The 25463-nt window shown below is 47.5% G+C and carries 23 protein-coding genes and 1 riboswitch; of the genes, 11 read left to right on the forward strand and 12 right to left on the reverse strand.

Annotated elements, in window-relative coordinates:
- Window positions 1–35: 35 nt before the first annotated feature.
- Genes LL912_RS16805 through LL912_RS16820 form a run of 4 tightly spaced genes read left to right on the forward strand, consistent with a single transcriptional unit; the run spans window position 36 to window position 2454 of the window.
- Window positions 36–596 (forward strand): thioredoxin family protein, encoded by a 561-nt coding sequence (locus LL912_RS16805; RefSeq protein ID WP_235554741.1) that lies wholly within the window; start codon window positions 36–38, stop codon window positions 594–596.
- A 42-nt stretch (window positions 597–638) separates the two neighbouring features.
- A complete protein-coding gene (locus LL912_RS16810) occupies window positions 639–1229 on the forward strand; it encodes an acyl carrier protein phosphodiesterase (RefSeq protein WP_235554742.1) in 591 nt (196 codons plus the stop codon).
- A gap of 13 nt (window positions 1230–1242) precedes the next feature.
- The gene (locus tag LL912_RS16815; RefSeq protein ID WP_235554743.1) at window positions 1243–1803 is read left to right on the forward strand and encodes a DUF2911 domain-containing protein; all 561 of its coding nucleotides are present in this window, start codon (window positions 1243–1245) and stop codon (window positions 1801–1803) included.
- A gap of 9 nt (window positions 1804–1812) precedes the next feature.
- A complete protein-coding gene (locus tag LL912_RS16820; RefSeq protein WP_235554744.1) occupies window positions 1813–2454 on the forward strand; it encodes a DUF2911 domain-containing protein in 642 nt (213 codons plus the stop codon).
- 69 nt (window positions 2455–2523) lie between these two features.
- Here the strand turns inward: LL912_RS16820 and LL912_RS16825 are convergent, their stop codons facing one another.
- From LL912_RS16825 to LL912_RS16840, 4 genes are all read right to left on the reverse strand, one after another.
- A complete protein-coding gene (locus LL912_RS16825; RefSeq protein ID WP_235554745.1) occupies window positions 2524–2988 on the reverse strand; it encodes a hypothetical protein in 465 nt (154 codons plus the stop codon).
- Window positions 2989–3205: 217 nt separating this feature from the next.
- Complete coding sequence (locus LL912_RS16830; protein WP_235554746.1) at window positions 3206–3439, reverse strand: hypothetical protein; 234 nt, start codon at window positions 3437–3439, stop codon at window positions 3206–3208.
- 122 nt (window positions 3440–3561) lie between these two features.
- Window positions 3562–4041 carry a GNAT family N-acetyltransferase gene (locus LL912_RS16835; protein ID WP_235554747.1) on the reverse strand — a complete coding sequence of 160 codons (480 nt, stop codon included), beginning with the start codon at window positions 4039–4041 and terminating at the stop codon, window positions 3562–3564.
- 54 nt (window positions 4042–4095) lie between these two features.
- Complete coding sequence (locus LL912_RS16840; protein ID WP_235554748.1) at window positions 4096–4689, reverse strand: dihydrofolate reductase family protein; 594 nt, start codon at window positions 4687–4689, stop codon at window positions 4096–4098.
- A gap of 558 nt (window positions 4690–5247) precedes the next feature.
- Between LL912_RS16840 and LL912_RS16845 the strand changes: the two genes are divergently transcribed.
- From LL912_RS16845 to LL912_RS16855, 3 genes are all read left to right on the forward strand, one after another.
- Window positions 5248–6285 (forward strand): nucleoid-associated protein, encoded by a 1038-nt coding sequence (locus tag LL912_RS16845; protein ID WP_235554749.1) that lies wholly within the window; start codon window positions 5248–5250, stop codon window positions 6283–6285.
- A 107-nt stretch (window positions 6286–6392) separates the two neighbouring features.
- A complete protein-coding gene (locus LL912_RS16850; RefSeq protein WP_235554750.1) occupies window positions 6393–7412 on the forward strand; it encodes an aldo/keto reductase in 1020 nt (339 codons plus the stop codon).
- Between the two features lie 132 nt (window positions 7413–7544).
- The gene (locus tag LL912_RS16855) at window positions 7545–8558 is read left to right on the forward strand and encodes a zinc-binding alcohol dehydrogenase family protein (protein WP_235554751.1); all 1014 of its coding nucleotides are present in this window, start codon (window positions 7545–7547) and stop codon (window positions 8556–8558) included.
- Between the two features lie 255 nt (window positions 8559–8813).
- On the opposite strand, the gene LL912_RS16860 is transcribed toward LL912_RS16855, so the two are convergent.
- The 4 genes from LL912_RS16860 to LL912_RS16875 form a co-directional block, all read right to left on the reverse strand.
- Window positions 8814–10064 (reverse strand): peroxiredoxin family protein, encoded by a 1251-nt coding sequence (locus LL912_RS16860; RefSeq protein WP_235554752.1) that lies wholly within the window; start codon window positions 10062–10064, stop codon window positions 8814–8816.
- A gap of 142 nt (window positions 10065–10206) precedes the next feature.
- On the reverse strand, window positions 10207–11649 hold the full coding sequence (locus LL912_RS16865; protein WP_235554753.1) for a SusD/RagB family nutrient-binding outer membrane lipoprotein: 1443 nt from the start codon (window positions 11647–11649) through the stop codon (window positions 10207–10209).
- 10 nt (window positions 11650–11659) lie between these two features.
- Window positions 11660–14833 carry a SusC/RagA family TonB-linked outer membrane protein gene (locus LL912_RS16870; RefSeq protein WP_235554754.1) on the reverse strand — a complete coding sequence of 1058 codons (3174 nt, stop codon included), beginning with the start codon at window positions 14831–14833 and terminating at the stop codon, window positions 11660–11662.
- A 293-nt stretch (window positions 14834–15126) separates the two neighbouring features.
- Window positions 15127–15230, reverse strand: a riboswitch (SAM riboswitch).
- A 400-nt stretch (window positions 15231–15630) separates the two neighbouring features.
- Window positions 15631–16908: a DUF3472 domain-containing protein gene (locus LL912_RS16875; RefSeq protein ID WP_235554755.1), complete on the reverse strand. Its 1278-nt coding sequence runs from the start codon at window positions 16906–16908 to the stop codon at window positions 15631–15633.
- A 251-nt stretch (window positions 16909–17159) separates the two neighbouring features.
- Here LL912_RS16875 and LL912_RS16880 point away from each other — a divergent pair, with 251 nt between their 5' ends.
- The 4 genes from LL912_RS16880 to LL912_RS16895 all read left to right on the forward strand — a co-directional run bounded on the left by LL912_RS16880 (window position 17160) and on the right by LL912_RS16895 (window position 22279).
- On the forward strand, window positions 17160–18683 hold the full coding sequence (locus LL912_RS16880) for a bifunctional GNAT family N-acetyltransferase/carbon-nitrogen hydrolase family protein (protein ID WP_235554756.1): 1524 nt from the start codon (window positions 17160–17162) through the stop codon (window positions 18681–18683).
- 137 nt (window positions 18684–18820) lie between these two features.
- Complete coding sequence (locus LL912_RS16885; protein WP_235554757.1) at window positions 18821–20959, forward strand: peptidylprolyl isomerase; 2139 nt, start codon at window positions 18821–18823, stop codon at window positions 20957–20959.
- Window positions 20960–21065: 106 nt separating this feature from the next.
- Window positions 21066–21572, forward strand: coding sequence for a DUF2480 family protein (locus LL912_RS16890; RefSeq protein WP_235554758.1), 507 nt, complete (start codon window positions 21066–21068; stop codon window positions 21570–21572).
- Window positions 21573–21676: 104 nt separating this feature from the next.
- Window positions 21677–22279, forward strand: a complete 603-nt coding sequence (locus LL912_RS16895) for a DinB family protein (protein WP_235554759.1) — start codon at window positions 21677–21679, stop codon at window positions 22277–22279.
- A 3-nt stretch (window positions 22280–22282) separates the two neighbouring features.
- On the opposite strand, the gene corA is transcribed toward LL912_RS16895, so the two are convergent.
- From corA to LL912_RS16915, 4 genes are read right to left on the reverse strand one after another with little or no spacing between them, the layout of a single operon-like run.
- A complete protein-coding gene (gene corA / locus LL912_RS16900) occupies window positions 22283–23395 on the reverse strand; it encodes a magnesium/cobalt transporter CorA (RefSeq protein WP_235554760.1) in 1113 nt (370 codons plus the stop codon).
- 18 nt (window positions 23396–23413) lie between these two features.
- Window positions 23414–24145, reverse strand: coding sequence for a 3-deoxy-manno-octulosonate cytidylyltransferase (gene kdsB / locus LL912_RS16905; RefSeq protein ID WP_235554761.1), 732 nt, complete (start codon window positions 24143–24145; stop codon window positions 23414–23416).
- Between the two features lie 22 nt (window positions 24146–24167).
- Window positions 24168–25037 (reverse strand): sterol desaturase family protein, encoded by an 870-nt coding sequence (locus tag LL912_RS16910; RefSeq protein ID WP_235554762.1) that lies wholly within the window; start codon window positions 25035–25037, stop codon window positions 24168–24170.
- Window positions 25037–25453 (reverse strand): putative signal transducing protein, encoded by a 417-nt coding sequence (locus tag LL912_RS16915; RefSeq protein ID WP_235554763.1) that lies wholly within the window; start codon window positions 25451–25453, stop codon window positions 25037–25039. The genes LL912_RS16910 and LL912_RS16915 overlap by 1 nt, the downstream gene beginning before the upstream one ends.
- Between the last annotated feature and the right edge of the window lie 10 nt (window positions 25454–25463).

Genomic DNA, 25463 nt, shown 5'->3' on the forward strand with positions numbered 1-25463 from the left:
CGGGCCCCGGCCCGGAAAAAATCCAAATTTTACCGATGATGAATTTTCAGGAATACTTGGAGGTAATGCATACCATCCTGGCTGCGGACAAGCCGGCCCCTCCTTATGATAACGCCGACTATTTTCAATATACAAAAATGAACGCCTCGCGCATGAACCGCTGGCTCAAACAGAATCCGGTTACCGAAGCAACCAGGGCCGTTTTGTCTTCCATCAGCCGGAAGCAGCAATGGGTTGTAATCACCGAACCCTGGTGCGGAGATGCCGCGCATATTGTGCCCATCCTCTATCTTATGAGCCAGCTGAATGATCACATTGATTTTAAGTTACAGTTAAGGGATTCCGGCTCTGAGATCGAAAACTATCTTACCAATGGCACACGGTCCATTCCCATTTTAATCGTACGTGATGAAAACGGAAACGACCTCTTTCACTGGGGTCCCAGGCCGGCCGCCGCAACAGAAGTTTATAATGCCTTGAAAGCGAAAAAAGCCGGTTTTGAAGAAACAAAAATGGCCCTTCAGCAGGTTTATAACAACGATAAAAGCAAGGGGATTCAACAGGAGGTAAGTGCCTTACTGGCGATGCATCACTAAAGGACTCCATGCGGATCCTTCCTTTATTCCTACATTTGCGGCATGAATTTCCTGGCACATGCATACCTTTCATTCCGCCATCCGGATGTTCTTGTAGGCAATATGATCAGCGACTTTGTGAAAGGAAACCACCAGCAGGACTATCCGCAGGGAATTCAGGCCGGGATCCGTTTGCACCGTGAGATTGATGCGTTTACCGACGCTCACCCCGCTACCCTTGCCGCCAAACAGGTTTTCAGAAGCGAATACCGGTTATACAGCGGTGCTTTTATGGATGTTGCATATGATTACTTTCTTGCAAACGACACGCTGGAGTTCCCCCCGGGAACGCTTGAGATTTTTACCCAGGAAACTTATCATACGCTGGATCACTATTTTGAACAACTGCCGGAAGGCTTCCGTCAATTGTTTTATTATATGAAACAGCAAAACTGGCTATTGAACTACCGCGAGCCCCGGGGTATTTACAAAAGTTTTGCCGGGTTGGTACGCCGGGCAAAATACCTGAATGACAGTCAGCCGGCTGAAAAAATATTTGCGGCAAACATTAAACGTTTGGAGGAAAACTACCGTCTGTTTTGGACAGACCTGAAACCTTTTGCGGAAGAACAATTTAAAAAGTTGACGAATTAAAATGCGATCTGTTATGACAAAGTATGTATTAATAGTAGCCATGGGCCTTTTTTTTCATATAGCCGCCCACAGCCAATCCTGGATACCAGTCGATAAATCTCCGATGGACCAGATTTATTTCCCGGTTGATTATCCCTCAAAAAAAATCAGGGGCACCAGTGAACCGTTGCGTATGCGGGTTATTTATAGCCGGCCGGCTAAAAACAACCGCAAGATCTTTAACTCTGATATTGTGCCTTATGGCAAGGTTTGGCGCCTGGGGGCTAATGAGGCAACAGAGATCCAGTTTTTTACTCCGGCAATGATTGGTGGAAAAAAAGTGCCCGCAGGCCGGTACACTATTTATTGCATTCCCACCGAAAAGGAATGGACCTTTATTGTAAACAAAGACACCGACGCCTGGGGCGCTTTTAATTACGATGCAACAAAAGATGTAGTTCGCGTATCGACACCTGTGGAAGAATTGAAAGATCCGGTAGAATTCCTGACCATTGATTTTGAAAAAAGCGGATCAACCGTTAACTTGGCCATTGAATGGGATCAAAAGAAAGCGTCCCTGCCTATTAATTTTTAACTATAACGAATGAACTGTATCAAGGGCAGATGGTTCCTGCTTGCCGGCTTCGCATTACTGGTGGCCTGTAATCAGAAGCCCGAAACGAAAATTACACAACCCACGCCTAAAGTGGCCCCGCCAGGGTCCCTGCAAGCGGTAAATCCTACCAATCCCTATGAGCCGGTAGACGTATCCCCGCTTGATATGAGTTACTATCCGGTGCATTACCCGCTGCAGAAAATGAGCGGCAGCTCCACGGAAAAGCCGGTCATGCGCGTTATTTATAGCCGGCCGCATCTCCAGGGGCGTTCCCTGTTTGGGTCGGTGCTCAAATATGATCAGCCCTGGCGGATGGGCGCCAATGAAGCTACTGAACTGGATGTGTTCCGGCCCGTTTATCTCAGTAACAAAAAAATTGAACCCGGCCGGTACACCCTTTACAGTATTCCACACGAAAAAAGCTGGACCATCGTACTGAATAATAATCTGGATACCTGGGGACTCCGGCAGGACAGCACCCAGGATCTTTTCCGGATAGAAGTGCCTTCTACCGACAATAATCCCATGGTGGAATACTTTACCATGGTTTTTCAGCAGGCAGATACGGGTGCAAACCTGATCATTGCCTGGGGCGAAACACTGGTGAAACTTCCCTTTGTGATCAAATAAAAAAGAGCAGAACCGCGGTTCTGCTCTTTACTTATATACAACCGGAAGATCCGGTTAAAAACGCCTGCATCAGTAATCGGCTCTCTTATATTTTGCTTCCTGTGTAATCGTTCCGCTGTGATCAACGGTTACCTTATACAGGTTACGGCTGTCATTTACGATCAAATGATAGCTGGTTCCTTCACTGTTGCTCACCTCAGTAACCCCAGCAATATCCTTACCTTCATATTGCTTCCGGATCTGGTACAATACATGCGAAGGCAGTTCATTTGCTTTATAGTAACGGATCGTGCGGATAAGCGTTCCGTTATTGTCGATCATCACACGGGTAGCTACAGAACCGGAACGGAAGCTGGCCTGGCTGTAAGTGGCAGTAGTAGCCCATTGCACGTCCCGTGCATCGGAAAACACCTGGTTAAAGGTTTTAATGACTTTTTCATTAACAGTAGGGTTTGTAACTGTAGGATTCGAGGGCACAGCAGCCATTGCATTTAAACCAAGAGAAAGAACAGCGGTAAGAATAAAGAGTTTCATTTTTTTTAGTTTTATGCCGTTACCCGGCGGTTTACGTTTTTATTGCTTTGTTGAAACAAAAATAGTAGCAAACCCTGCCCCGGGTCAAGCGCATTACGGCTGAAGGCAAAAGAAAGGAGGGTGAATGGCTGTTTTTCAGGGATGAAAAACCTGCCGGAGGTTTACCGGCCTTTAGTTATCGTCAGACAGATACAGGATCATTTTCAATCGATACTGCTTAATATTCCTGAAACCCCGATTGTCCAACGCCGTCAAATGTTACTTCCCCAAGCCCGTAAAATTCAAACCCACCAGCATATTTTAAGAGTTTTTGGGCCAGGTTGTCTATTTGCTGATCGGTCAAACCCGGCTGGGGCTCCACTTTGTATTCATCGTCGTCTTCTGAAACGTGTTGTTCGTTCAACGTCAATTTTAATTGTTCTATGGCCGCCATTCTTTCAGCTTTCGTCATTTTGTTACAAGCAATGGAAACATCGGTTTCGCGGCCTCAATAAGCAGGCTCGGGTTCAAAGCGCACGCATTTCTTTATAATGTATAAATACAATCGACCTGCTTTTTTCAAGCGGCCTGTCTTCAGCCCAGCTTATAAATAAACTCCTCTATTTCTGCCTGCCGTGCATTGGCGAAGCCTTTGTCCTTGCCAATTCTTACAAAACCGCCTTTCTCTAAAACACGCTGTGACCCGAAATTATCAAAGGCCACTCGTCCAAAAATGGGCCGCATACTTTCAAGCGTCAGGAACTGTTGCAGTGCGGTAGTGCCAATCCCTTTACCCCAAAAATTCCGGTCGATCCAATAGGTAATCTCCGCTTCGCCTTCTATTTCAAATTTTGAAATACTGCCCGCAATAACATTGTCTACCAGAATCGTGCGCATATGTACCGTAGGTTCGTTCAGCAATTTTGAATACTTCGTTAAGTAGGCCGTTTTGTCTGTCGGGTCCTTAGGTGTAAACGCGGCCAAATGGATCGCCTCTTTGTCCAGCTGGAAGGTAAAGAACCGTTCAAGGTCAGCGATCACCGTCGGCTGCAATCGTATGTTATCTGTTATCATTTTATTACTATATTACTCTATTTTGTTGTTGTATCAGTACCAGGTATCTTCCTTTTATGCGCCGGCAGTACCGGTCTTCACCTTCCCCGCTCGTTTGTAATTGACAAAAATCACACCACCGGGGGTAACCGTGCTTTCCGTTAATGTAAAAGCTGCAGGAATGGGGCCGTTTTCAAACAGCTTTTTTCCCGTACCCAGCGTCACCGGAAAAATTTTGAGCCAAAGCTCATCTACCAGATCCTGCTGTAGCAGCAACCGAACAAGCTGGCCACTGCCCCAAACCTGGAGATCAGGGCCGTTTGTATTTTTAAGTGCTCTGATGCCCTCCAGGCTTTCGAGAAAAACAGTGTTTTTCCAATCCGAACTGCCCCGTGTGGCAGACAGCACATATTTGGTACCTGCATTGACAGCCGGCCAAAAGTCGTCATGTTGCGGCCAGTAGTTTTCCCAAATCTCAAAGGTTTTCCTGCCCAAAAGGTAGTCTGCCGGCTGCATTTGTTTTTGAAAGGCCTTGCCGGACTCCTCGTCGTCATAGGCTGCTGTCCAGCCGCCGTATTCAAAACCGCCGGACCGGTCTTCTTCCGGGCCGCCGGGACCCTGCATAACCCCATCCAATGTGATCATTTCTGATACGATTAAGTTTCGCATAGTGTTATCCTCCTTTTTGAATCTTTGAATTTTAAAACTTGTTTTACAACACAAAGCTCGTCTATACAGATTGTATTTATATAGTGTAAATACGACAATCTTAGGGCAGAATTATGAAGGAGTTAACCATCACCCGATGCATGTTGTTTATGTTGCATTTTGTACCTGGTTTCCAGCAGGAAGCTCTGCCGCGATACTTAATTTTTAAGGCTCCTAAGGGTCTCCGCCACTTTTACCATCTTTTTTTCCCTCATTTGAGCCTGACTTAACCAACGGTCTCATTCTCAAGCCGTACATCAACAGCTGCTTGCCCATCCGGGGCCCGGTAAATGATAAATGCTGTTTGCATAGATTAAGCGTTATGTGTTTTCATGAAATAATTGCAATCACGTACGTTTCGGTACTGGTTTCATAAGATCACTATGCAATTTAGCGTTTTTCCCAGCATCGGCAATTGGAAGAAGTTAAGGGCCGGTTCGTCCCAAATAAACCAGTTACAGCAAATCGCCGGTTTCCCGCGTTTTGCGTTACTTTGCAGCCGTTTTAAAAAACAGCAGCATGCAGTATTTTGAAGGATCGGCCATTACCCATATCGCCGTGCATAAAGTGGGCAACCAGCTAGAGGATGAGTATCTGACGCTTTCCAAGAAGGAACTGGCCGTAGACCCGGAGGTAAAAGATCTGATGACCCGCTATTTCCTGAATCCATTTAAATCGGAGGAATATTTCCAGTTTTATGCCGAGGGGCATATCAGTACCAACGAAGCCTGGAACTATGTTTCGGCCATTTTTGAAAACCCGGAGCAGACCCTGGCCCAATCCAAAAACCTGGCCCAGCACCTGTACAACCAGGGCACCCATCCCAGCATTAAAGGGGGTGAGTTTTACGTGGTCTATTTTAAAGAAGGCCTGCTGAATGGCGAAACAGTGGACGCCATCGGGCTGTTCAAATCGGAGAACAAGGAGCCTTTTTTGAAAGTGTTCCCGGTAGAAGATGCCTTTGAAGTGGAAAGCGAGGAGGGTATCAATATCAACAAACTGGACAAAGGCTGCATGATCTTTAATACCGACAGGGAAAACGGTTATATTATTTCCATTGTAGATACGAAGAATAAATCGCCGGAAGCCCGTTACTGGACGGACAGCTTTCTGCGGATCCAGCAGCGTCAGGACCAGTATTTTAATACGGAAAGTACGATGGCTTTGTACAAATCCTATGTAGTAGACCATTTACCGGAACAATACAATGTTACCAAGGCCGATCAGGCGGACCTGCTGAACCGAAGCCTCCAGTTTTTTAAGGAAAAACAGCATTTTGACCAGGAAACCTTTAATAACGAGGTATTGCACCATAAAGAATATGTGGAGAGCTTTGACCGATATAAGCAACACTATTCCGCCGAGCGGGATATTGAAATAGCAGATAATTTTTCCATTTCTCCAGCGGCAGTAAAGCGGCAAAACCGGGCCTACAAAAGCGTGATCAAACTGGATAAGAATTTTCATATCTATATCCATGGTGACCGGAACATGATTGAACATGGAGAGGATGACAAGGGCCGGTTTTATAAGCTGTATTTTCACAATGAAGAATAAAGAAGAGCTGGCACTTCTCCTTCCAAACTGTTAAAACCGGTTAATAAAATATAGGAATCAGCAAATATTGAATGTCGATTATTCGCCATTTCAGATAATTTTGACGAATGCAAATAAAGTTACCTGTAGTGTGTTCCGGTACCAGCCTGCTGGGTAATTTGTACCGGGCATTGCCTTATGATGAAAAGCTGGCTATTGTAAAAGAATATATTGCTGCCACCCCGGCAGGAGATACTCCATTGTTTGACTCAGCGGGAAAATACGGCGCCGGACTGGCCCTGGAGGAACTGGGCAAATGCCTGAGCGACCTGGGCATTGCCAAAGACAAGGTGTTGATCAGTAATAAACTGGCCTGGGTTCAAAAACCACTGACCACCCTCGAGCCTACTTTTGAAAAAGGCATCTGGCACGAATTAAAAAACGATGCCGAGCAAAAGATCAGCTATGAAGGAATTTTAGAATGTTTTAGGCAGGGAAATAAATTATTGGGCGGTTATATTCCACAGTTGGTATCCGTTCACGACCCGGATGAGTACCTGGCTGCCGCTACAGATGAAGCCGATTACCAAAAGCGATATGATGACATCCTGGGAGCTTACCAGGCGCTTACCGAATTAAAGGAGAAAGGAGAAGTGGCCGGAATCGGGATTGGGGCCAAGGACTGGAAAGCCATTGAAAAAATTGCAAAAGATGTAAAGCTCGATTGGGTGATGATCGCCAACAGCTTTACCATTTACCATCATCCCAAAGACCTGATCGCCTTTATGGACAGCCTGTACCAGCAAGGCATCGCCATCATTAATTCCGCCGTATTCCATGGCGGTTTCCTGATGGGCAGTGACTACTTTAACTATATACTGTTGGATCGCAATAACCCGGAGCATGCCCACTATTACCAGTGGCGCGACCGGTATTACGAGATCTGCCGGGAATTTGAAATAGACCCGGCTGCTGCCGCCATTTATTTCGGGCTGCACGTGCCGGGGGTGAAAAGTATTGCCTTAAACAGTAGCAATCCCGCCCGCGTACGTAAGAATGTGGAGATGGGCCATATTGAAATCCCCGTTGATTTCTGGAACCGGCTGAAGGAAGATGGGTTGATTGCGGAAGATTATCCGTATCTGTAAGCTTTTTCAGCGGTCAGCAATCAGCGTCTATTTCGGCAACTGCCTCTTGTTTACTTCTGCCGATAACTGATCGCTCGAAGCTAAATTGTCCATTAGAATAATTAATTGTTATTTTGACAACTATCTTAAACAATGAAAAGCTTAGTTTGTACAGCCCCCGGTCATTTTGCCTTTCGTGAAGATGCAGCTCCGGAAGCCGGTGCCGGCATGGCCCGCGTCCGCTTGCAACGGGTAGGCATCTGCGGCACGGACCTTCACGCTTTTGAAGGCACGCAACCCTTCTTTAGCTATCCCCGCATACTGGGCCATGAACTTTCCGGAGCGCTGATCGACGCCAGTGGAGCCGAAAGTTTTGAACCGGGCGAACTGGTGACCATCATCCCCTACTTCAGTTGCGGCATCTGCATTGCCTGCCGTACTGGCAAACCCAATTGCTGTGTACACATAAACGTATTTGGCGTGCATATTGACGGAGGCATGCGGGAAGAGATTCTGGTGCCTGCGAGCAGCCTGCTGCACGGCCAGGGGTTGAATGCAGATGAGCTGGCCCTGGTAGAACCGCTGGCCATCGGCGCCCATGGGGTACGAAGAGCCGGTGTACAGCCCGGCGAATATGTGCTGGTGATGGGTGCGGGGCCCATTGGACTGGGCACTATGGAGCTGGCGCGGATAGCAGGCGCCCATGTCATTGCCCTCGATATCAATGCTGATCGCTTGCGCTTTTGTAAAGAAAAACTTGGAGTACATGCCATCGTGAACGGTGCCGATCCGGATGCAGTGGAACAGGTAAAAGCCATCACCAATGGCGATTTTCCAACGGTGGTTATCGATGCTACCGGCAACCTGCGGGCCATCAACGATGGCATTCAATACCTGGCCCACGGCGGCCGTTATGTGTTGATCGGTTTACAGAAAGAAGCTTTTTCCTTCAGCCACCCCGAATTTCACAAACGGGAAAGTACTTTAATGAGCAGCCGCAACGCTGTAAAGGAAGATTTTGAACTGGTGATCCGGAGCATGAAGCAAGGCAGCATCCGGCCTCAAACCTATATCACCCATACGGTGGCCTTTGATGAAGTACCCCGGCGATTTGAAAGCTGGCTTAACCCAGCCACGGGCGTGATCAAGGCGATGGTCCATTTTTAAGAAGCTGAATTTTCTTGTACCATTAAAGCTTTAATAATGAACCGGTATCAAAATTATTTTTATCTCCTGGCCGGACAGTGAGGACACTGCCCGGTGCCCTTAAAAGGTTTGTGTCTCCACAAACCTTTTAAGGGCAACCATTTTACTAAAATTGATACCGCTCTTTATAAGAACCATTAAGTGGTCCCAATGCCTTAATGCCTCTCATTCCTTAATGGTTACTGCGGGTCTTTATGAAAGAGATTCAGACTGCTTCTAAAGGCCTGGCTCTTTCAGCAGGCCATCAATAAACGCTTCAAATTCCTTTTTGAATTCCTCGTAATGTTTACCGGTGCCCGGCCCGTTAAACCCGGAATGGATCTTTCTTACCACTCCTTTTTTATCAATTACAATGGATGTCGGAAATGCTTTAATGCTTTCCAGCTGGGGCAGGGTTTTTTCCGTACGCTGCTCATCGGAAACTGCCACCCCGGTAACCAGGAAGGGATATTTTACATTGTACCGTTTTTGAAAAGGTACCAGTGCTTTGCGCGATGCTTCAAAATCGCCCGTGCGTTCATAGGCCAGTCCAATGATCTCTACGCCCTTGCTTTTATTGCGGGTATAAAAATCGCTCAGATAAGCCGTTTCATCCATACAATTGGGACACCAGGAACCCAGGATCTGCACAATGACCACTTTATTTTTATACCGGGCGTCGTTAATGGATACCCATCCACCGGAGGTAGAGCGGAACCGGAAGTTCAGCCGGTTTTCCCCTTCCCTTAATTTGGTATACGTATTTTCATCCGGGAGCTGCACCGTATCATTCCGCCGGGCCGTCCAGTTTTGTGAACTTTTTAACCCAGAATATACTGCCGCCCGGCCGATGCTGTCTTTATCATCCAGCAATGCTGTAAAAACAAAGGCATGACCACCATCAAAACCAGATAGGTGCAGCGAATCGCCGTTTACTGATCCCTCCAGGTAGCGGTAATCACCCGAAGGCGTCAGGAAGGTGCCGGTGATCCTACCACCAGGTTCCTGTGCAAATTCGCCGATCGCCTGCTGCGTTTTTCCGTTGACGGAGTTAAAGACTACGGCCCAGCGCCCGCTGATATCCACAGCTGCAGGCCTCTCTAACGGGTACCGCTCCGAAACGTTGTGCAAAGCGTAAAAAGGGATCTCCTCCTTACGCGTACCATAGTTTTTTATATACAGACCTTTCAGGTTGCCGTTCTTTTCTATCTTCAATGCAAAACCCGAAGCAAAAAACGGCATCTGGATCCAGATGGAATCGCCTTTTTGTGTTACATCATCTACCAGTAACCGCTCTCCTGCATTGATCACATACCACACTGGCTTTCCCTTCAGCGTAGCCGATTCAAAATTAAAAATGATCTTTTGTCCGTCTGGCCGCTGCAATACGCCCTGCCAGATGCCGGGTTTTATATGCTGCGCATGACTGCTTACAAACGAACCCAGTAACATCAGTATCAAAAAAAAGTGCCGGTATATTTTCTGCATGATCTTAAAATCTGTTGAAATAAAACAAAATTCTTTAACGCAAAGTTCGCCAGGCCATTGCATTTGCGCGGTGGTTACAGGAGGTGGCCACAGAAATACAAAAGCAACGATTCAGTATTCTTCTGGTCAAACCATATCAACATCAGTTTACATCAAACCACAGCTTTGTCAGCAGGTTGTCTGTTCCCTGGGCAGCTACCGCGGCTTTATAATGATCGCCGTTGAGCGACTGCTCCGTACCCGGGTAAATGAACCGTACCGGGATCTTGCCATCCAGTACTCCTGAGGCGCCCGGTGCCAGTTGCGGATAATCCAAGCGGCGCCATTCGGCAAAAGCTTCCAGTCCCTGGCCATACAATGCGATCCATTTCTGTTCGCCAATTGACTTCTTGAAATTCGCGGGATTGTATGCTACTGATGCCTGATTGAGGTAATTGGTGATCACCGTATTGTCTTTGATCTGGTATTGATTCAGGGATGCGGTAATCGCCTGCCTGTACAGATCTGCTGCATCGCCGGCCAGCAGGCCCCGTGCTACCGCTTCGGCTTTTGCAAACAATACCTCTGCATAGCTTATAATCACCGCGGGATTGGCATCCGACCGGAAAAATGTTAAACCAGGTTTGGATGTTTTGGCAAATCCAAGATTATTGGCATCGCTGTTGGTAAGCCCACTGGGCACCCCTACGTAGTTGGTAACGGAAGGATCGGTGGGTTTGTCTGCAAACACAGCCAGACGTGGATCATTTAATGCATATAATTTGTCGATGATCGTCTCTCCCACCCGGTAGTCATCCCGGGTAGAAAACCAGGCAGCCACCGGGTTTTGCAAGGGTGGCTTATCATACACCTGTTGTGCGATTTCCGCGTTGCTACCGATCAGTAAAGAGGGGTCGGCGGTTACTTCGCTGATTACCTGTTTTGCTTTCTCCGGCTCCCGGTCTGCAATACGCAGCGCAATGCGCAGCCGGAGGGCTCCCGCAAATTTTTTCCAGCTGGCTAAACCGCCGCCGTATAACACATCCCCGGCAACGCTGCCGGCGGCAGGATTCAGTGCGGCCGCGGCCGACTTCAACTCATCCAGCAAACCAAAGTACACCTCTTTTTGTGAATCATAAACCGGCGTAAGGGTCTGTTTGATTTTGCCAGATTCTTTATAGGGAATGGCTCCATATGCATCCGTCAACAGCTGGAATATCCAGGATCGCAGGATGGTAGCAACGGCTTTATAATTGGCATTGGCTTTTTCATCGGGGAGCTGGATAATGGTATTCAGGTTGGTGATCACCTGTGCGTAACCGGTGTTCCAGAGCGCCGTAAAACTGCTGTTGCTAAAAATATAGCGGTCCGGTTCCGTATACTGGATCTTGGCCCAGTGCTGGATGATGAGCAGGCTGGAGTTGAAATTATTATCTGCCCCCCAGTAGGTATCGGCCGCAATTTTTTCGGCCGCGGTCAATAAATAATCCGGCTGCGGATCTTCCACCGCATTGGGGTTCCGGTTAATTTCCGCCAGGTTCTTTTTGCAGGCAGTAAAAGATAGCGTAATAAGAACTACAAATAGTTTGAATATATTTTTATACATGACTGCCATTTTAAAATTTAAGGTTCAGGTTAAATCCGATATTCCGCACGGTAGGAAGCGTCAGGTCTTCCAGTCCCTGTGCGTTGCCGGTGTTAAACGCCACTTCGGGGTCGATATTGGGAACATTTTTATGAATGATCCAGAGGTTACGGCCTACAACGGAAAAAGAAGCACCCTGGAAACCGATTTTATGAACCCACTGCGCCGGCAGGTTATACCCCAGCTTTACTTCCCGCAACTTCACATAAGAAGCATCATATACATATTCCTCTTCAATACTCCGCGACGCCTTATAATACTGGGATGCGGGTATAATGGTGGTATTTTTTTTGCCATCGGTGGTTACTCCGTTAAAGATCATTCCATCGTCATATACGGTTTCCCCGTTGGGTCCGCTGGTGCCGGCCCTGGTGCCATTCTTTTTATCATTGCCGGGATAGTAATAGCTAAGCCCTCCGTGCTCCGCATCCCGGCCCGGCAACGTAAGCGCCAGCACACCCGTGTAGCTGCCGGTGGAGTTCGTTCCGGCAAATAATGAGCCGCCGATGCTGGCATCCACCAAAAAGGAAAGGCTGAAGTTTTTGTAAGAAAAACTGTTGGTGATACCGCCTACCCAATCGGGCGTAAATTTGCCCAACACTTTTTTATTCGGATCTGCCAGCGGAATACCGCTATTGTTCACTACAATATTGCCCTGGGCATCCCGCAGATAGGCATTTCCAAATAAGGTACCATATGGCTTTCCGACAGAAGCCAGCACCTGCACACTCCGGTAGGAGCCCAACACATAATTTTGCAGGCGTTTTTCATAATCCAGGATCAGCACGCGGCTCCGGTTGGCTGCATAATTCAGATCAATATTCCATTGAAAGTTATTGTGCTTTACAGGAATGACACCCAACTGCACTTCGATGCCTTTGTTATTGATCTTACCGGCATTCATCAGTTTTTGGGTATACCCTGTTGCAGCAGTGACATCCACTTTCAGGATCTGGTCAACACTGTTTGAATTGTAAAGACTCAGATCCAGCCGCACGCGGTTGTTGAGCAGCGCAGCTTCCAAACCCACTTCTGAAGCAATGGTGCTTTCCGATTTAAGACCAGGGGCGTAATCAATCCCGGAGGTAACCAACTGAGGACTACTCAAAAACGGCGCATTAAAGTTGAATATATTAACTAATTGATACGGCTCCGCACTGTTTCCCACTTTGGACCATCCTCCCCTGATCTTTAGATAATTAAGTGTCGTTGACCTGATGTCTAACGCATCCGTCAGTACCAGGCTGGCATTTACGGAAGGATAGAAATAGGAAAGGTTTTGTACGGGGAGTGTAGAAGACCAGTCATTACGCAGCGTTAGGTTTACAAAGGCAAAGTTTCGGTATCCTAGTTGTCCTGATGCAAAGGTGCTGTAGATCTTCGATTTTGAATAATAATTTGAAGACACCAGCGGATCTCTTGAATTGGTAAGGGTATACACATTAGGTACAGCCAGGCGGGGGGCCTGCTGAATATTTTCCTCATAAATTTTAGTACGCACATTCCACCCGGCAAAGGCATCCAGGCTGAACAGACTGCTGATGTTTTTATTATAGCGCAGCATGGCTTCCGTGTTATTTTCATTCACCGTAAACGCATCTTCCTCGTAAGAACCGAACGGCGTCCCATTGGTTCCGTAGGCTATTTTAAGCTTACGGCGGTCGTTATAATAATCGGTACCGGTGCGGAAGTTAGCGCTTAAGCCATCGAGGATCGTATAGTTGATGTTTACATTCCCGATGAGCCGGTTGCGACGCTGACTCACGGTATTTTCATAAGCGATCCAGTACGGGTTGCTGTAATAGCTGTTGTTCCAGTTGATGCCGTTCCCTTTTGCATCTTTATAATTCCCCAATTGACCGATATCTACCTGGCGCCCAAACCAGGTAAACTGCAACATGGTGCTGGTAGCCCGCTTACCACCCGCTCCCGGAAGATTGGGCGCGTTGTTTACCACATAGTTGGCATTTACGCCTACTTTCAGTTTGGGCGTTACATTGTAATTGGCGTTAAAGGAAACATTATCTTTTTTTGCCTCGCTATTAGGTACCACGCCCAGCTGCTTTTCATTGTTATAAGAAACCCGGTAGTCGTAGTTATCGCCTGCATTTGCCAGCGCAATACCGTTACTGTACGTAATACCCGTCCGGAAATAATCCCGCACATTGTTAGGATGCGCCACAAAAGGCACCGGCTGACCGTTGGAATAAAACTGCGGGATCAGGCGTCCATCCAGCTTCGGTCCCCAGCTTTCATCCACCCCGTCATTGACACCACCGCCCTTGCCATCTACGTAGCTGAACTTTCCCTCGGATCCCTGTCCGAAAACATTCTGATATTCCGGCAATATCAGCAATTTGGCAATATTCACGTTCGAGTTAATCGTTACTCCCAATCCTTTTTTACTGCGGCCGGTCTTTGTTTTGATCAGGATAACCCCCTGCCCTGCCCGTGATCCGTAAAGTGCCGCCGCATTCGGGCCTTTCAGTACGCTGATGGTTTCAATGTCTTCCGGGTTCAGGTCGGCAATGGCATTGCGAAAATCCCTGGATCCCCCCGCGCCCAGCTGCGAGTTATCTACCGGAACTCCATCTACCACAAACAGCGGCTGGTTATTCCCTGCAATAGAAACCTCTCCCCGTATCACAATCCGCGATGATCCCATATCACCCTGTGTATTGGTAATGCGTACCCCGGCAATCTTTCCGGCCATCGCATTTACGATATTGGTTTCTTTTGCTTCCGAGATGTCCTTTGTCTTCAACTCCTGTGTAGCATATCCCAGGGATTTTTTAGCCTTGGAAACGCCCAATGCCGTTACCACTACTTCATCGAGGGCCGTATTGGAACTTTGCAGCAGTACCAGCAGGTTGCCCTGTATGGTATCTGTATTTACCTGCCGGTTGGCATAGCCTACATAAGAAAAAAGCAATACGCTGCGTGGTCCGGCTTCTATCGAAAAACTACCCTGCTCGTTGGTAAGTACACGCCGGTTGGTTCCAGACACCTCCACTGTTACCCCGGCTAACGGGGTTTCGGACTGAAGCTCCTGAACAGTGCCTGTAATCGTTGTCGATTGCGCAGCACCCGCTAAGGGAAGGAGAACAAACGCTGCATAGATGAGTCTTTTTAGAAATTGGTTCATTGTTACATGCTGTTTTAAAATATTCGGATGGTCATACGGATCCCGTTCGGCTTCCGCCGTTAATTGAAACTATAATGAAAAAGGGATTAAGATCGGCAGCAACAACACGCCATCTTCATCGTAAGAAGCTGGAGGGTTTGTATGTTGCGACAGTTCATCTGCCGGCAATTGAAAGACGCCTGGTTATAACCCGACGATTGCATTTTTGTGTTCATGTTCAAAAATTGCCGTTTAAAAAATTTGTTATGGAAAGAAAATCGTGAATAGAGACAATGCAGGGAGCATTGACGATTCACTTATCTTTCCGCCTTCTGGCGGATGGATGTAGCACCAATCCTTCTAAAGGCGGTTGCTAAGACGTCCCAGGGCCATCTCCCTCAGTCTTTCTTGATAAGTTGTCTGTTAAGACAGGGCAAAGGTAATTGCTAAAATATTATTGGCAAAATAAATTTCTACAAAACAAGTAGACTATTAAATCATGAGAATTGAAGGTTTCGTTTATCCGGCACGTACTATAAAACAAATTCAATGAGATTACCGCCGCGCTGCGGCTGAAATGCCTGTCCCTGCTCCTGGTTACAGGGATTTGCGGTGCGCTGCGGCAGGAACGCCGTTTACTGCTTTCAGCTACAGCAGGCATCGGCGCGCCGCGCCTTTATTAATTTATTGTCATTCTGGACAGGTAAAAAAGCGTTTGTATCAAATGACTTCCACTTGTGTTGCCGCGGCGGGCCGCATAACAATACGCTATAAAGCAACTTTTGATACCAACTCCAGATAAAAAGATAAACCCTGCTCTATGGCAATGCATTCAAATTAACCTGGGGTGCTTTACCCGTGGGCTGACGTTCCACCATGGTATCGTAAGGCACATAGTCATTAAAGAACCCACAGTTGCGCAGGTAAAATTGTTGTCCCTTCACACCTCCTGCGTAATCTTTGCGATACCCCACGCGCGCCGTATTATCGGCTGTAAAGCGTGCTTTGGTGAGCTCATGCCAATTGCCCTTTGTATCCCGCACCCATTGGTTACCGAAGAATACGTTCCGCTCCAGGTCGCCCTGGTTGGGATTAAAGTTTTCGAGGAAAGAATGCGGCCGCTTCAGATAAGTGGCCAGCTTGGGACGCCGGAAGCTGGCCACCAGCAGCCAGGTATTTTTTGCACCATCGTAAAAATATGCCGTATAAACCGTATGGCTGTCCCCATCCGGCAACACATGCAACAGGAACTTATAGGTGGTAGCAGCTTTCCAGTTATACCGCAGGATGCTCTGACCACCTGCTCCTTCGTTGCCAAATTCGCCGGAATAAACGCCTTCGCCTTTTTTTAGCATCTTGATCTTATGATCTTCAGGAATTTGCTTCGGATCATCCGTATTGTACGGACTCCAAACGGAAAACAGGATGCGCCGCTCAGTGGCGGAGTTCACCTGCATGCCAAAATAACCCTCACCAAAACCATTGGCCATAAAATAAGAACCGATCAGATCATTGCCTTCCGGCACCGTTACTTCATTATAAAACCATTCGGCATCCACATCCTTTGGCAACTGGTACCCCATATGTACGGAGGGGCCCCTCCTCCCCCAATGAAAGAAGCTGCCTTCATTATTCTTGGTATAACTGGCCTTATCCGTAAGTGCAGAACCCTCCAGCTTTAACGCAGTTACATCCGGAAAACAGCAGCCTTCTTTTTTTACCCCTTTCACTACAATGAGCACATAGCCGCTGTCATTTATATTCCATTCGCCAATATAAAAAGAACGGCCTTCGGCTTTCAGGATTGCCTTACGGGTCTGTTTAAATACAGATACCGCAACTTCAGGCATTCCGGTCACCGCCCCCGTCTCCAGCCATACCTTCAAGGTTCCGGGCTGTGTAACCCGTATATAGGTTGTAAAGCCATCATTGATCTTTGTCCAGTTGGTTACCCCGTTGTTATGGATCCGCACGCCCTCTTCGGTCCTTTGCAGCGCCCAGGCATTACCCCCTGCAGGAACGGTTACAGACTGGGCATTGATCACAGAAGAAAAAAGCAGGAACCCTGCAAACAATCCTTTAACGGAACGTTTCATAAAGCGTAAATTTTTGTGTATATGCGAATATATCCCTTAACCCCGTGATCTGGCTGCTCAACCGATTGCATTCATATGGAAAAATACCCCCGCTCCGTTTTGCCGGATGGCTTGCTGCTGATGTGCTGATTATAATAGCGCCCTAATCCGGGCGTAATCGGCGGCCCTAAAAAAACTTTTGATTCTTAATACAAGCACTGCGGCTACTCACACAATATCCCGGCCGGATTATTTATGTTAAATTTGTTTCTATGACAGACCCGATCAATATCGAAATAAAAACACTTGAAAAGGACCAGTATGATGCGCTTAAGGAAACCATGATCGCCTGCTACCCCAGCATGCCGGAAAGCTACTGGCAGCGGGCGCAAATCAACCGGTTGATCAACCTGTTTCCCGAAGGCCAGGTAGTAATCTATATAAACGGCGTAATGGCAGCTTGTGCGCTTTCGATTATCGTAGACGAAAAAAAAGTGAACAACCGGCACAATTATAAAAGCATTACCGGCAATTATTCCTTTAATTCGCATGATTCCGAAGGGGAAATCCTATATGGCATTGACGTTTTCATTAAACCGCAGTTCCGTGGTATGCGCCTGGGACGGCGGTTGTACGATTACCGGAAAGAACTGGCCGAACGCCTGAACCTGAAAGGGATTGTATTTGGCGGCCGGATACCCGGGTATCATAAGTATGCCCGGGAAATGACGCCCAGCGCGTATATCCAAAAGGTAAAACAGAAAGAGCTGCATGACCCGGTGCTGGACTTTCAGCTCGCCAACGATTTTCACCCGGTACGTATTATCAAAAATTACCTGCATGGCGACGTACAGTCTAATGAATATGGCGTGTTACTGAAATGGGATAATATTTATTATGAAGACCGGAGCGAGCAGGCCTTCCCGCTCAAACGCGTGGTGCGCCTGGGGCTGGTGCAATGGCAGATGCGGCTTTATAAGAACCTGGAAGAAATGATGACCCAGGTCGAATACTTTGTGGACACGGTTTCCGGCTACCGTTGCGATTTTGCCGTGTTTCCCGAATTCTTTAATGCGCCCCTGATGGCCGAATACAACCACCTTTCCGCCGCCGACGCCGTAAAAGAGGTTTCCAAATATACCGCCGTTATACGCGACCGGTTTGCGGCCCTGGCCGTAAGCTACAATATCAATATTGTAACGGGGAGCATGCCGGAGGTGGTAGATGGCCGCCTTTACAATGTAGGGTACCTCTGTCAGCGCGACGGATCCGTAGACAAATATGAAAAAATTCATGTTACACCCGATGAGGAGCGCGTTTGGGGCATGGTGGGCGGCAGCCAGGTAAAAGCCTTTGATACCGATTGTGGTAAAGTAGGCATCCTGGTTTGTTACGACTCCGAGTTTCCCGAACTCAGCCGCCTGCTGGCAGACGAGGGAATGGACATCCTGTTCGTGCCTTTTCTTACTGATACCCAAAACGCTTATTTCCGGGTGCGGCATTGTGCGCAGGCCCGGGCCATTGAAAATGAATGCTATGTAGCCATTGCCGGCAATGTGGGCAACCTGCCCCAGGTACAGAATATGGACATCCAGTATGCACAATCGATGATCCTTACGCCCTGCGATTTTTCTTTTCCGTCTAATGGTATTGAAGCGGAAGCTACCCCCAATACGGAAATGGTGGTGATCGGTGATGTGGACATTGACCTGTTACGACATCTCCATAAATTCGGAAGCGTTAAAAACCTGGCAGACCGCCGGAAAGATGTATATGAAGTGGTTCGGAAGGTTTGAAAAAGCCTGGTTATTGCCTCATTTTCAACCCTTGAAATGTCCTGTTTTCGGGCTATTTCCACCCTTTTTTCCACAGTTTGTTGATATCTTTAAAAACGCTATTTTTGCCAACCTTTTAATTAACTATATTATTTAACATGTCAGTAATACAGAACATTCAGGACAAGTATGGCAAGGTGATGGCTGTGATCATTGGGCTTGCATTGGTCATATTTGTAGTGATGCTTGCTTTTGAGAACGGCGGAAGCCTGTTTACCGGAGATGTCCGGACCATTGGAAAAGTAAACGGTGATAAAATTGAGTTCCAGGAATTCAGTAACCTTGTAGAACAACAAACGCAAATGATGCAGGCCCGCGGAATGAGCGGCGGTGAAGGTGCTGCTCAGCAAGCCAACGAAATGGCCTGGGGCCAGGAGGTTTCCCGGATCCTGCTTTCCCAGGAATCTAAAAAACTGGGACTGGATGTAGGCAAAAAAGAACTGAACGACCTGCTGTTTGGAGCCAATCCTCCCCAGGAACTGGCACAGGGTTTTACGGATCCTCAAACCGGGAAATTTGATGCTGCGGCCGCACAGAGACAGATCAACGACATCAAATCAAAGGGAAACGCTGAACAAAAAGCACAGATTAATGCCTTCCTGGACCAGTTGATCCTCCAGCGCCAGGCAGAAAAATACGATGCCCTGTTAACTACCAGCATCAATTTCCCTAAATGGATGATGGAAAAACGGCAGACCGAGGACGCCCTGATGTCAAAAGTTTCTTTTGTAAGAGTGCCCTACACCACCATTTCCGATTCGGCGGTAAAGGTTACTGACAGTGATATACAGGATTATATTAATAAGCATAAAAACGACTTTAAACAACAGGAAAGCCGTGGCATTTCCTATGTGGCTTTCAATGCGCAGCCCAATGCAGCAGACAGCGCCGTGGCGCGTCAGCGGGTATTGGATCTGAAGCCGGCTTTTGACAGTGCGCATAATATAAAAGACTTCCTGATGAGCGAGGGCATCAACAATTACTATGATGGCTTTATCAGCGGTAGCCGCATCCAGGTACCCATGAAAGATTCCATCTTTCGGGTAGGTGCCGGCAATACCTACGGCCCTTATGTGGATGGGAACAATTATGCCTTGGCAAAAATTGTTGCCACTACCAGCATGCCGGACACTGTTAAAGTACGCCACATCCTGGTAGGTACGGTAACACAGGATCCGCAAACCGGCCAGCAGGTTCCTTTACGCGACAGTGCTACTGCACGTAAGCTGGCTGATAGCTTGTTTACTGCGTTACAAAACGGGTCTAATTTTGATTCACTGGTTGTAAAGTTCTCAACAGACCAGGGCAGTGCGGCAAACGGCGGTGTTTATGATAATGTACCTTCCGGGCAGATGATGCCAACTTTTAATGACTATATATTTACGCATCCCGTGGGCAGCAGAGGCATCGTAAAAACAGATTATGGGTACCACATTGTTGAAGTCCTGGCCACAAAAGGAAGTGCTACCGGTTATAAGATTGCTTATGTAACCAAGCCGATCGAGGCCAGCCAGGAAACCGATAATGCAGCCAGCAGCGCTGCTACGCATTTTGCGGCCCAGGCAACCAACCAAAAGGCTTTTAACGCCGCCGCTGAGAAACTGCAGCAGGAAAAGGGCATTATGAAGTCGGTTGCAGCTGACATTCCGCCTACCGGCGCGATGATACAGGGATTGGGAGCTTCCCGGAGCTTTGTAAAAAATATTTATAAAGCCGGCCTGGGCGATGTGATCCAGCCGGAAAGAGTGGGTGATTATTATGTTGTTGGATTGGTTACCGAGATCAATAAAGAAGGAACCATGAGCCCTGCGAAAGCGCGTATGATGGTGGAGCCCCTGCTTGTAAACCAGAAAAAAGCAAAGATCATCACGGATAAGATTGGCAAAATTAGTACCCTGGAAGCGGCGGCATCCTCGCTGAAGCAACAGGTGGAAACCGCCGATAGCCTGCGCTTTAACGGCCAGTCTCCTTCTGCCGTTGGGTTTGAGCCAAAAGTGATCGGCGCTGCTTTCAATAAAGCCAACCTGCAAAAGGTAATACCGGAAGCAATTGCCGGCACACAAGGGGTGTATGTAGTACGGGTTGACAATTTAATGAGCACACCCGCCTCCGTTCAAAACCTGGATGAACTGCGCAAGATGCGGTACCAGCAGGCAAAACAACAGAGCCAGTTCCAGTCGATCCAGGCGTTGCGGGAAGCCGCTACCATTAAGGATTTCCGGAGCAAATTCTATTAATCAGAGTTCTGTATATTTTTTTGCAGCCCCGCTTTTGGCGGGGCTGTTTATTTGTATGCACACAGCAGGAATAAACCAAAGCAGGCTTAACTTTGTTTTACTAATTATGGAGCCGATTATCAGAAATAAAGTAGCAGAAAGCGGGATCATTACCCTCAACCTGGAATCCTATTATCCTTCGGAGCCGGTTAAATTGTTTGATATCAAGGATTATCTCTTTATGGGCATGATCCTTAAAGAAAAGGATTTCCGGACTGCGCTGAAAGAACTGGACTGGTCGGCCTATGAAAACCAATTGGTGGGCATTGTGTGCTCCGCAGATGCCATCATTCCGCTATGGGCCTATATGCTTATTGTGAGCTACCTGCAGCCCATTGCCAAATTCATATGCCTGGGCGATGAGGCTTCCGTCAAAAATAAATGGCTCCTGAAAAATATTGATGCCATTGACACCACCTCTTTTTCGGATGCGCGTGTGGTGATCAAGGGCTGCGGTGATATTCCGGTATCGGAAGAAGCATATGCCGCCATTTCCCTAAAATTACTCCCCGTGGTAAAAAGCCTTATGTACGGAGAGCCCTGCAGCACCGTGCCGGTATTCAAACGGAAATAAACCGGCCTTACAACGGTTGCTACTTGTCCCTGCCCTGGGCAATACCACCGGTTTTTTTGTTGGCAAACCGGGTATTCTGCTTAATTTTAAGAAAAGATTTTTTTATGAAACAGAATAATACTGCAGTCCACGTTCCTGCCTCCGCAGGAATGTTTGCCGGCGTTTCCAGGCTGACCATTTTCCTGATGATATTCATGGCACCGTTTTATCCGGCAACCGCTGCTGCACAAAGCATTACAAACGAAGACATCAAAACACAATTTATTAAAGACTGGGAACGGGCAAAAGCTTATACCCTGGAATACCTGAATACAATGCCGGCGGATCAATATTCCTTAAAACCGGTTGATAGCATCCGGAGCTTTGCCCGGCAGATGCTGCACCTGGCCACAGACAATGTGTTGCTTACCGCCAAAGCGCTCGATCAGCCACTGCTCTTTGGAAAAAGAGACCTGGAGCAAAGCAGTACTGCACAAATTAAGGACTCCGTCATGTACTATGTAACCGCATCTTATGATTTTGTGATCGGAGGATTAAAGAAACTGGATGCCGGAAAGCTGGGTGAACAGGTATCTTTATTTAACATGGACATAAGCCGCGCCGGCTGGATTGCCAAAACCTTTGAGCACCAGACCCACCACCGTGGCCAATCCACCATTTATATACGCCTTGCAGGAATAAAGCCGCCCCAGGAGAAATTATTTTAGCGATTAAAACCAACCTTTCTTTTTAAAGATCAGCAACATCCAGATAGGGATCAGGATCATCGCCGCTACAGCGATCCAGAAGCCAAAATGCTGATTGGTGAGTGGCAATACATTAAAGTTCATCCCAAAAATACCGCCGATAACGGTAGCCGGGGCCAATAAACAGGTTACAACGGCCATTACTTTCATAACCTCATTCATCTTCAGGTTCACATTGCTGAGGTACAGATCCTGCATACCGGTCAGCATGTCCCGGTAATTGTCTACCAGGTCAATGGCCTGTACAATATGATCATACACATCTTTATAATAGCGTTCGTTTTGTTCCGTCAGCAGGTCATTTTCACTTTTAATCAGGCCGCTGATCACCTCCCGCACCGGGTAAATGGTTCTTTTTAAAACAATCAGTTCTTTTCTTAGTGAATTGATATATGCCAGCGTCCGCTTGCTGGCGCTCCGGATGATCTCCTCCTCCAGGTCCTCAATCTCGTCGCCCAGTTTGTCCATTACAATAAAGTAATGATCTACGATGGTATCCAGTAAGGTGTAATATAAATAATCGGCCTCCTTGGTACGCGTTTTACTCGTCGGCAACTTTAATCGCTCCCGCAATGCGGTAAACACATCCCGGTTCAGGTCTTCCTGAAAGGTGATCACAAAATTTTTTCCCAATACAAGGCTGATCTGCTCCTGGTCTACCGACTTTTTTTGTTCGTTGTAATAAAGCATATTCATCAGGCAGAAAAGGATCTCATCCTCTTCGTCCATCTTGGCCCGCTGGTTCACACTCAGAATATCTTCCTGCAGCAGGGGATGAATACCATAACGCGCACCAACCGTTTCCACGTCGGATTTACGAAGCCCATCAACGTTGATCCAAGCAATCTTATTTCCTTCTTTTAATGTCAACGCCTCCTGTAAGGAAATATCCTTTCGCTCTTCGATGTTTTCTTTGTTATAGCAATATGCCGTAATGATTACCTGTTGCGCTTCCTCTCTTTTAGGCACAACGGTTGGGTTCACAGAAAGGATCTCCCGGGTGCGCTCGGTTCCGAAAAGCTCAAACAGGTTGGGCAAAAAAAGGTATCGCAGATATTTTTCGGGACGCATCTTCATACAGGAAAGATAATTATTTTACCGGTTCAGGAGTGCCATGGCCCTTTCCAGGTCTTCCGGTGTATCAATGGCCACGGTTTCATAACCGGTTTCCGCCATATGAATATCCACTCCATTATCCAAAAAACGCAGCTGCTCCAGTTTCTCCGTTTGTTCCAGTGGCGAAGGCGGCCAGGCGGTAAAGTCCAGCAGGGCCTTTTTGCGGAATGCATATACACCAATGTGCAGGTAATAGGGCACGGCTATATTTTCGTCCCGCTTATAAGGGATCACGCTCCGGCTGAAATACAATGCCTTCCCGTTCTTATTCGTCACCACTTTTACGGCATTGGGGTTTTGCACCTCGTTTTCCGAAGCAAATTTCCGCATCAAAGAACCAACCTGCACGGTATCGGAATTGAACAGGGCTGCAATTTTTTCCAGAGGTTCCTTTTGCATAAAGGGCTCATCGCCCTGTACATTCACAATCACATCCACCTCCATATCTTTTACCGCTTCTGCGATCCGGTCGGTGCCGCTTTCATGTTCTGCAACGCTCATGATTGCCTTTCCGCCCCGGGATACGATTTCTTCAAAGATCAATGCGCTATCCGTTACCACAAAAACATCGTCAAACAGGCCGCTGCCGGCCACAGCCGCGTAGGTATGCGCAATCACCGGCCGGTCGCCCAGCATCTTCATTAATTTTGCAGGGAACCGCGTTGCCGCATACCGGGCAGGAATCACCGCTATTATCTTCTTTTTTATCATGCTTCAAATGTAGGAAACTCTTTCAGGTTGAAGGACTTTTCTTCCCTGGTTGGATCAGCGCAGCATCCTGCCGCTGCCGCTTTTTTATAAAAGGATCCTTCATCAGACTCAAAAAATCCTCATCCTTTTCGTTGTCATAATAACGGTCCAATCCATACCGGATTTTGGAAGGATCCAACTCTTTATACGTGCCCAGCAAACGGTCCCATATGGAAAAAACAGCCCCATAATTACTATCTGTATACGGCTGTTTCCAGTGATGATGCACTTTGTGCATATTGGGAGAAATGAGTACATAACTGAGTCCTTTATCCAGTTTTTTAGGCAGGCTGATATTGGCATGGGTGAACGCGGTGGTGATCACCACCAGGGTCTGATAGATCATCACGCTGTACATGGGCGCACCGCTTACAAAGATCAGCAGGAGGAAAAAGATACCGCGCAGCAGGCTGTCGCCGGGATGATGCCGCAGGCCCGTGGTCACATCCACTTTATTATCGCTGTGATGAATGAGGTGATAGCGCCACAAATAGGGTTGCTGATGCATGCTCCAATGAACCAGCCAGCTGCTGAAATCCAGCGCCAGTACCCCGATGACGATCGCACCCGCTACATTCGCGTGCAACCAGTATACCAGGCCAAAGCCTGCGTTGCGGCACCAGTCAGACAGCAATACGATCAACACCGCAAGCGCTGTATGAATGATCAGGTGGATGACCGTGAACCCGAAATTGACCAGCGCATGCGAAAATTTTGTCTTCCGGTATTTCAGCTGAAACAAGGGAATGGCACCTTCGATGATCCAGAAAAAGATTAGTCCGCCCACGAGCAGGGCCATGCGTTCCAGCGGGCGCTGCTCCAGGGTGGAAAAATATGTAACAACCGGTTCCATCAGCTTGCTTGCTCTTTAACGGAATCTTCAAATTCAAAACCACAGTCAAAACAATGGTATACTTTATCTGCAGCCATCTCAGCACCGCCAAGCCGCACAATGTTTACAAAAGTCTGTAACCAGGTGGATGCTTTTTTAGGAGTAGTAATATACTCCACGTTTGTAGAACCGCAATGGGGACAGGGGTTTTGCGCCTGGTATTGCTGTTTTGCTGTACGTAGTATTTCCATGGCGCGGTCGATCTGCGGAGCTGCTACCATTAGTTTGATTCCCCCAATGGCATTAATCAAACCAGGATGAATACCGATCGTGTTTTCATCCTTCAGCCAGCAATTAATATCCTCACTCAGCAGGTTCCCCATTGCCAGGTTCGCGTCAATATAGTTGTCATATGTAGCTGCAATAACGAAGTCCATACCCTAAAGT

Origin of the sequence: Niabella agricola (genome assembly GCF_021538615.1) — a bacterium.
Taxonomy (GTDB): domain Bacteria; phylum Bacteroidota; class Bacteroidia; order Chitinophagales; family Chitinophagaceae; genus Niabella; species Niabella agricola.

Excerpts from the sequence above, each read along its gene's own strand:
- LL912_RS16805 (WP_235554741.1), top strand. The coding sequence starts at position 36 with ATGATGAATTTTCAGGAATACTTGGAGGTAATGCATACCATCCTGGCT.
- LL912_RS16810 (WP_235554742.1), top strand. The coding sequence starts at position 639 with ATGAATTTCCTGGCACATGCATACCTTTCATTCCGCCATCCGGATGTT.
- LL912_RS16815 (WP_235554743.1), top strand. The coding sequence starts at position 1,243 with ATGACAAAGTATGTATTAATAGTAGCCATGGGCCTTTTTTTTCATATA.
- LL912_RS16820 (WP_235554744.1), top strand. The coding sequence starts at position 1,813 with ATGAACTGTATCAAGGGCAGATGGTTCCTGCTTGCCGGCTTCGCATTA.
- LL912_RS16825 (WP_235554745.1), bottom strand. The coding sequence starts at position 2,988 with ATGAAACTCTTTATTCTTACCGCTGTTCTTTCTCTTGGTTTAAATGCA.
- LL912_RS16830 (WP_235554746.1), bottom strand. The coding sequence starts at position 3,439 with ATGACGAAAGCTGAAAGAATGGCGGCCATAGAACAATTAAAATTGACG.
- LL912_RS16835 (WP_235554747.1), bottom strand. The coding sequence starts at position 4,041 with ATGATAACAGATAACATACGATTGCAGCCGACGGTGATCGCTGACCTT.
- LL912_RS16840 (WP_235554748.1), bottom strand. The coding sequence starts at position 4,689 with ATGCGAAACTTAATCGTATCAGAAATGATCACATTGGATGGGGTTATG.
- LL912_RS16845 (WP_235554749.1), top strand. The coding sequence starts at position 5,248 with ATGCAGTATTTTGAAGGATCGGCCATTACCCATATCGCCGTGCATAAA.
- LL912_RS16850 (WP_235554750.1), top strand. The coding sequence starts at position 6,393 with ATGCAAATAAAGTTACCTGTAGTGTGTTCCGGTACCAGCCTGCTGGGT.
- LL912_RS16855 (WP_235554751.1), top strand. The coding sequence starts at position 7,545 with ATGAAAAGCTTAGTTTGTACAGCCCCCGGTCATTTTGCCTTTCGTGAA.
- LL912_RS16860 (WP_235554752.1), bottom strand. The coding sequence starts at position 10,064 with ATGCAGAAAATATACCGGCACTTTTTTTTGATACTGATGTTACTGGGT.
- LL912_RS16865 (WP_235554753.1), bottom strand. The coding sequence starts at position 11,649 with ATGTATAAAAATATATTCAAACTATTTGTAGTTCTTATTACGCTATCT.
- LL912_RS16870 (WP_235554754.1), bottom strand. The coding sequence starts at position 14,833 with ATGAACCAATTTCTAAAAAGACTCATCTATGCAGCGTTTGTTCTCCTT.
- LL912_RS16875 (WP_235554755.1), bottom strand. The coding sequence starts at position 16,908 with ATGAAACGTTCCGTTAAAGGATTGTTTGCAGGGTTCCTGCTTTTTTCT.
- LL912_RS16880 (WP_235554756.1), top strand. The coding sequence starts at position 17,160 with ATGACAGACCCGATCAATATCGAAATAAAAACACTTGAAAAGGACCAG.
- LL912_RS16885 (WP_235554757.1), top strand. The coding sequence starts at position 18,821 with ATGTCAGTAATACAGAACATTCAGGACAAGTATGGCAAGGTGATGGCT.
- LL912_RS16890 (WP_235554758.1), top strand. The coding sequence starts at position 21,066 with ATGGAGCCGATTATCAGAAATAAAGTAGCAGAAAGCGGGATCATTACC.
- LL912_RS16895 (WP_235554759.1), top strand. The coding sequence starts at position 21,677 with ATGAAACAGAATAATACTGCAGTCCACGTTCCTGCCTCCGCAGGAATG.
- corA (WP_235554760.1), bottom strand. The coding sequence starts at position 23,395 with ATGAAGATGCGTCCCGAAAAATATCTGCGATACCTTTTTTTGCCCAAC.
- kdsB (WP_235554761.1), bottom strand. The coding sequence starts at position 24,145 with ATGATAAAAAAGAAGATAATAGCGGTGATTCCTGCCCGGTATGCGGCA.
- LL912_RS16910 (WP_235554762.1), bottom strand. The coding sequence starts at position 25,037 with ATGGAACCGGTTGTTACATATTTTTCCACCCTGGAGCAGCGCCCGCTG.
- LL912_RS16915 (WP_235554763.1), bottom strand. The coding sequence starts at position 25,453 with ATGGACTTCGTTATTGCAGCTACATATGACAACTATATTGACGCGAAC.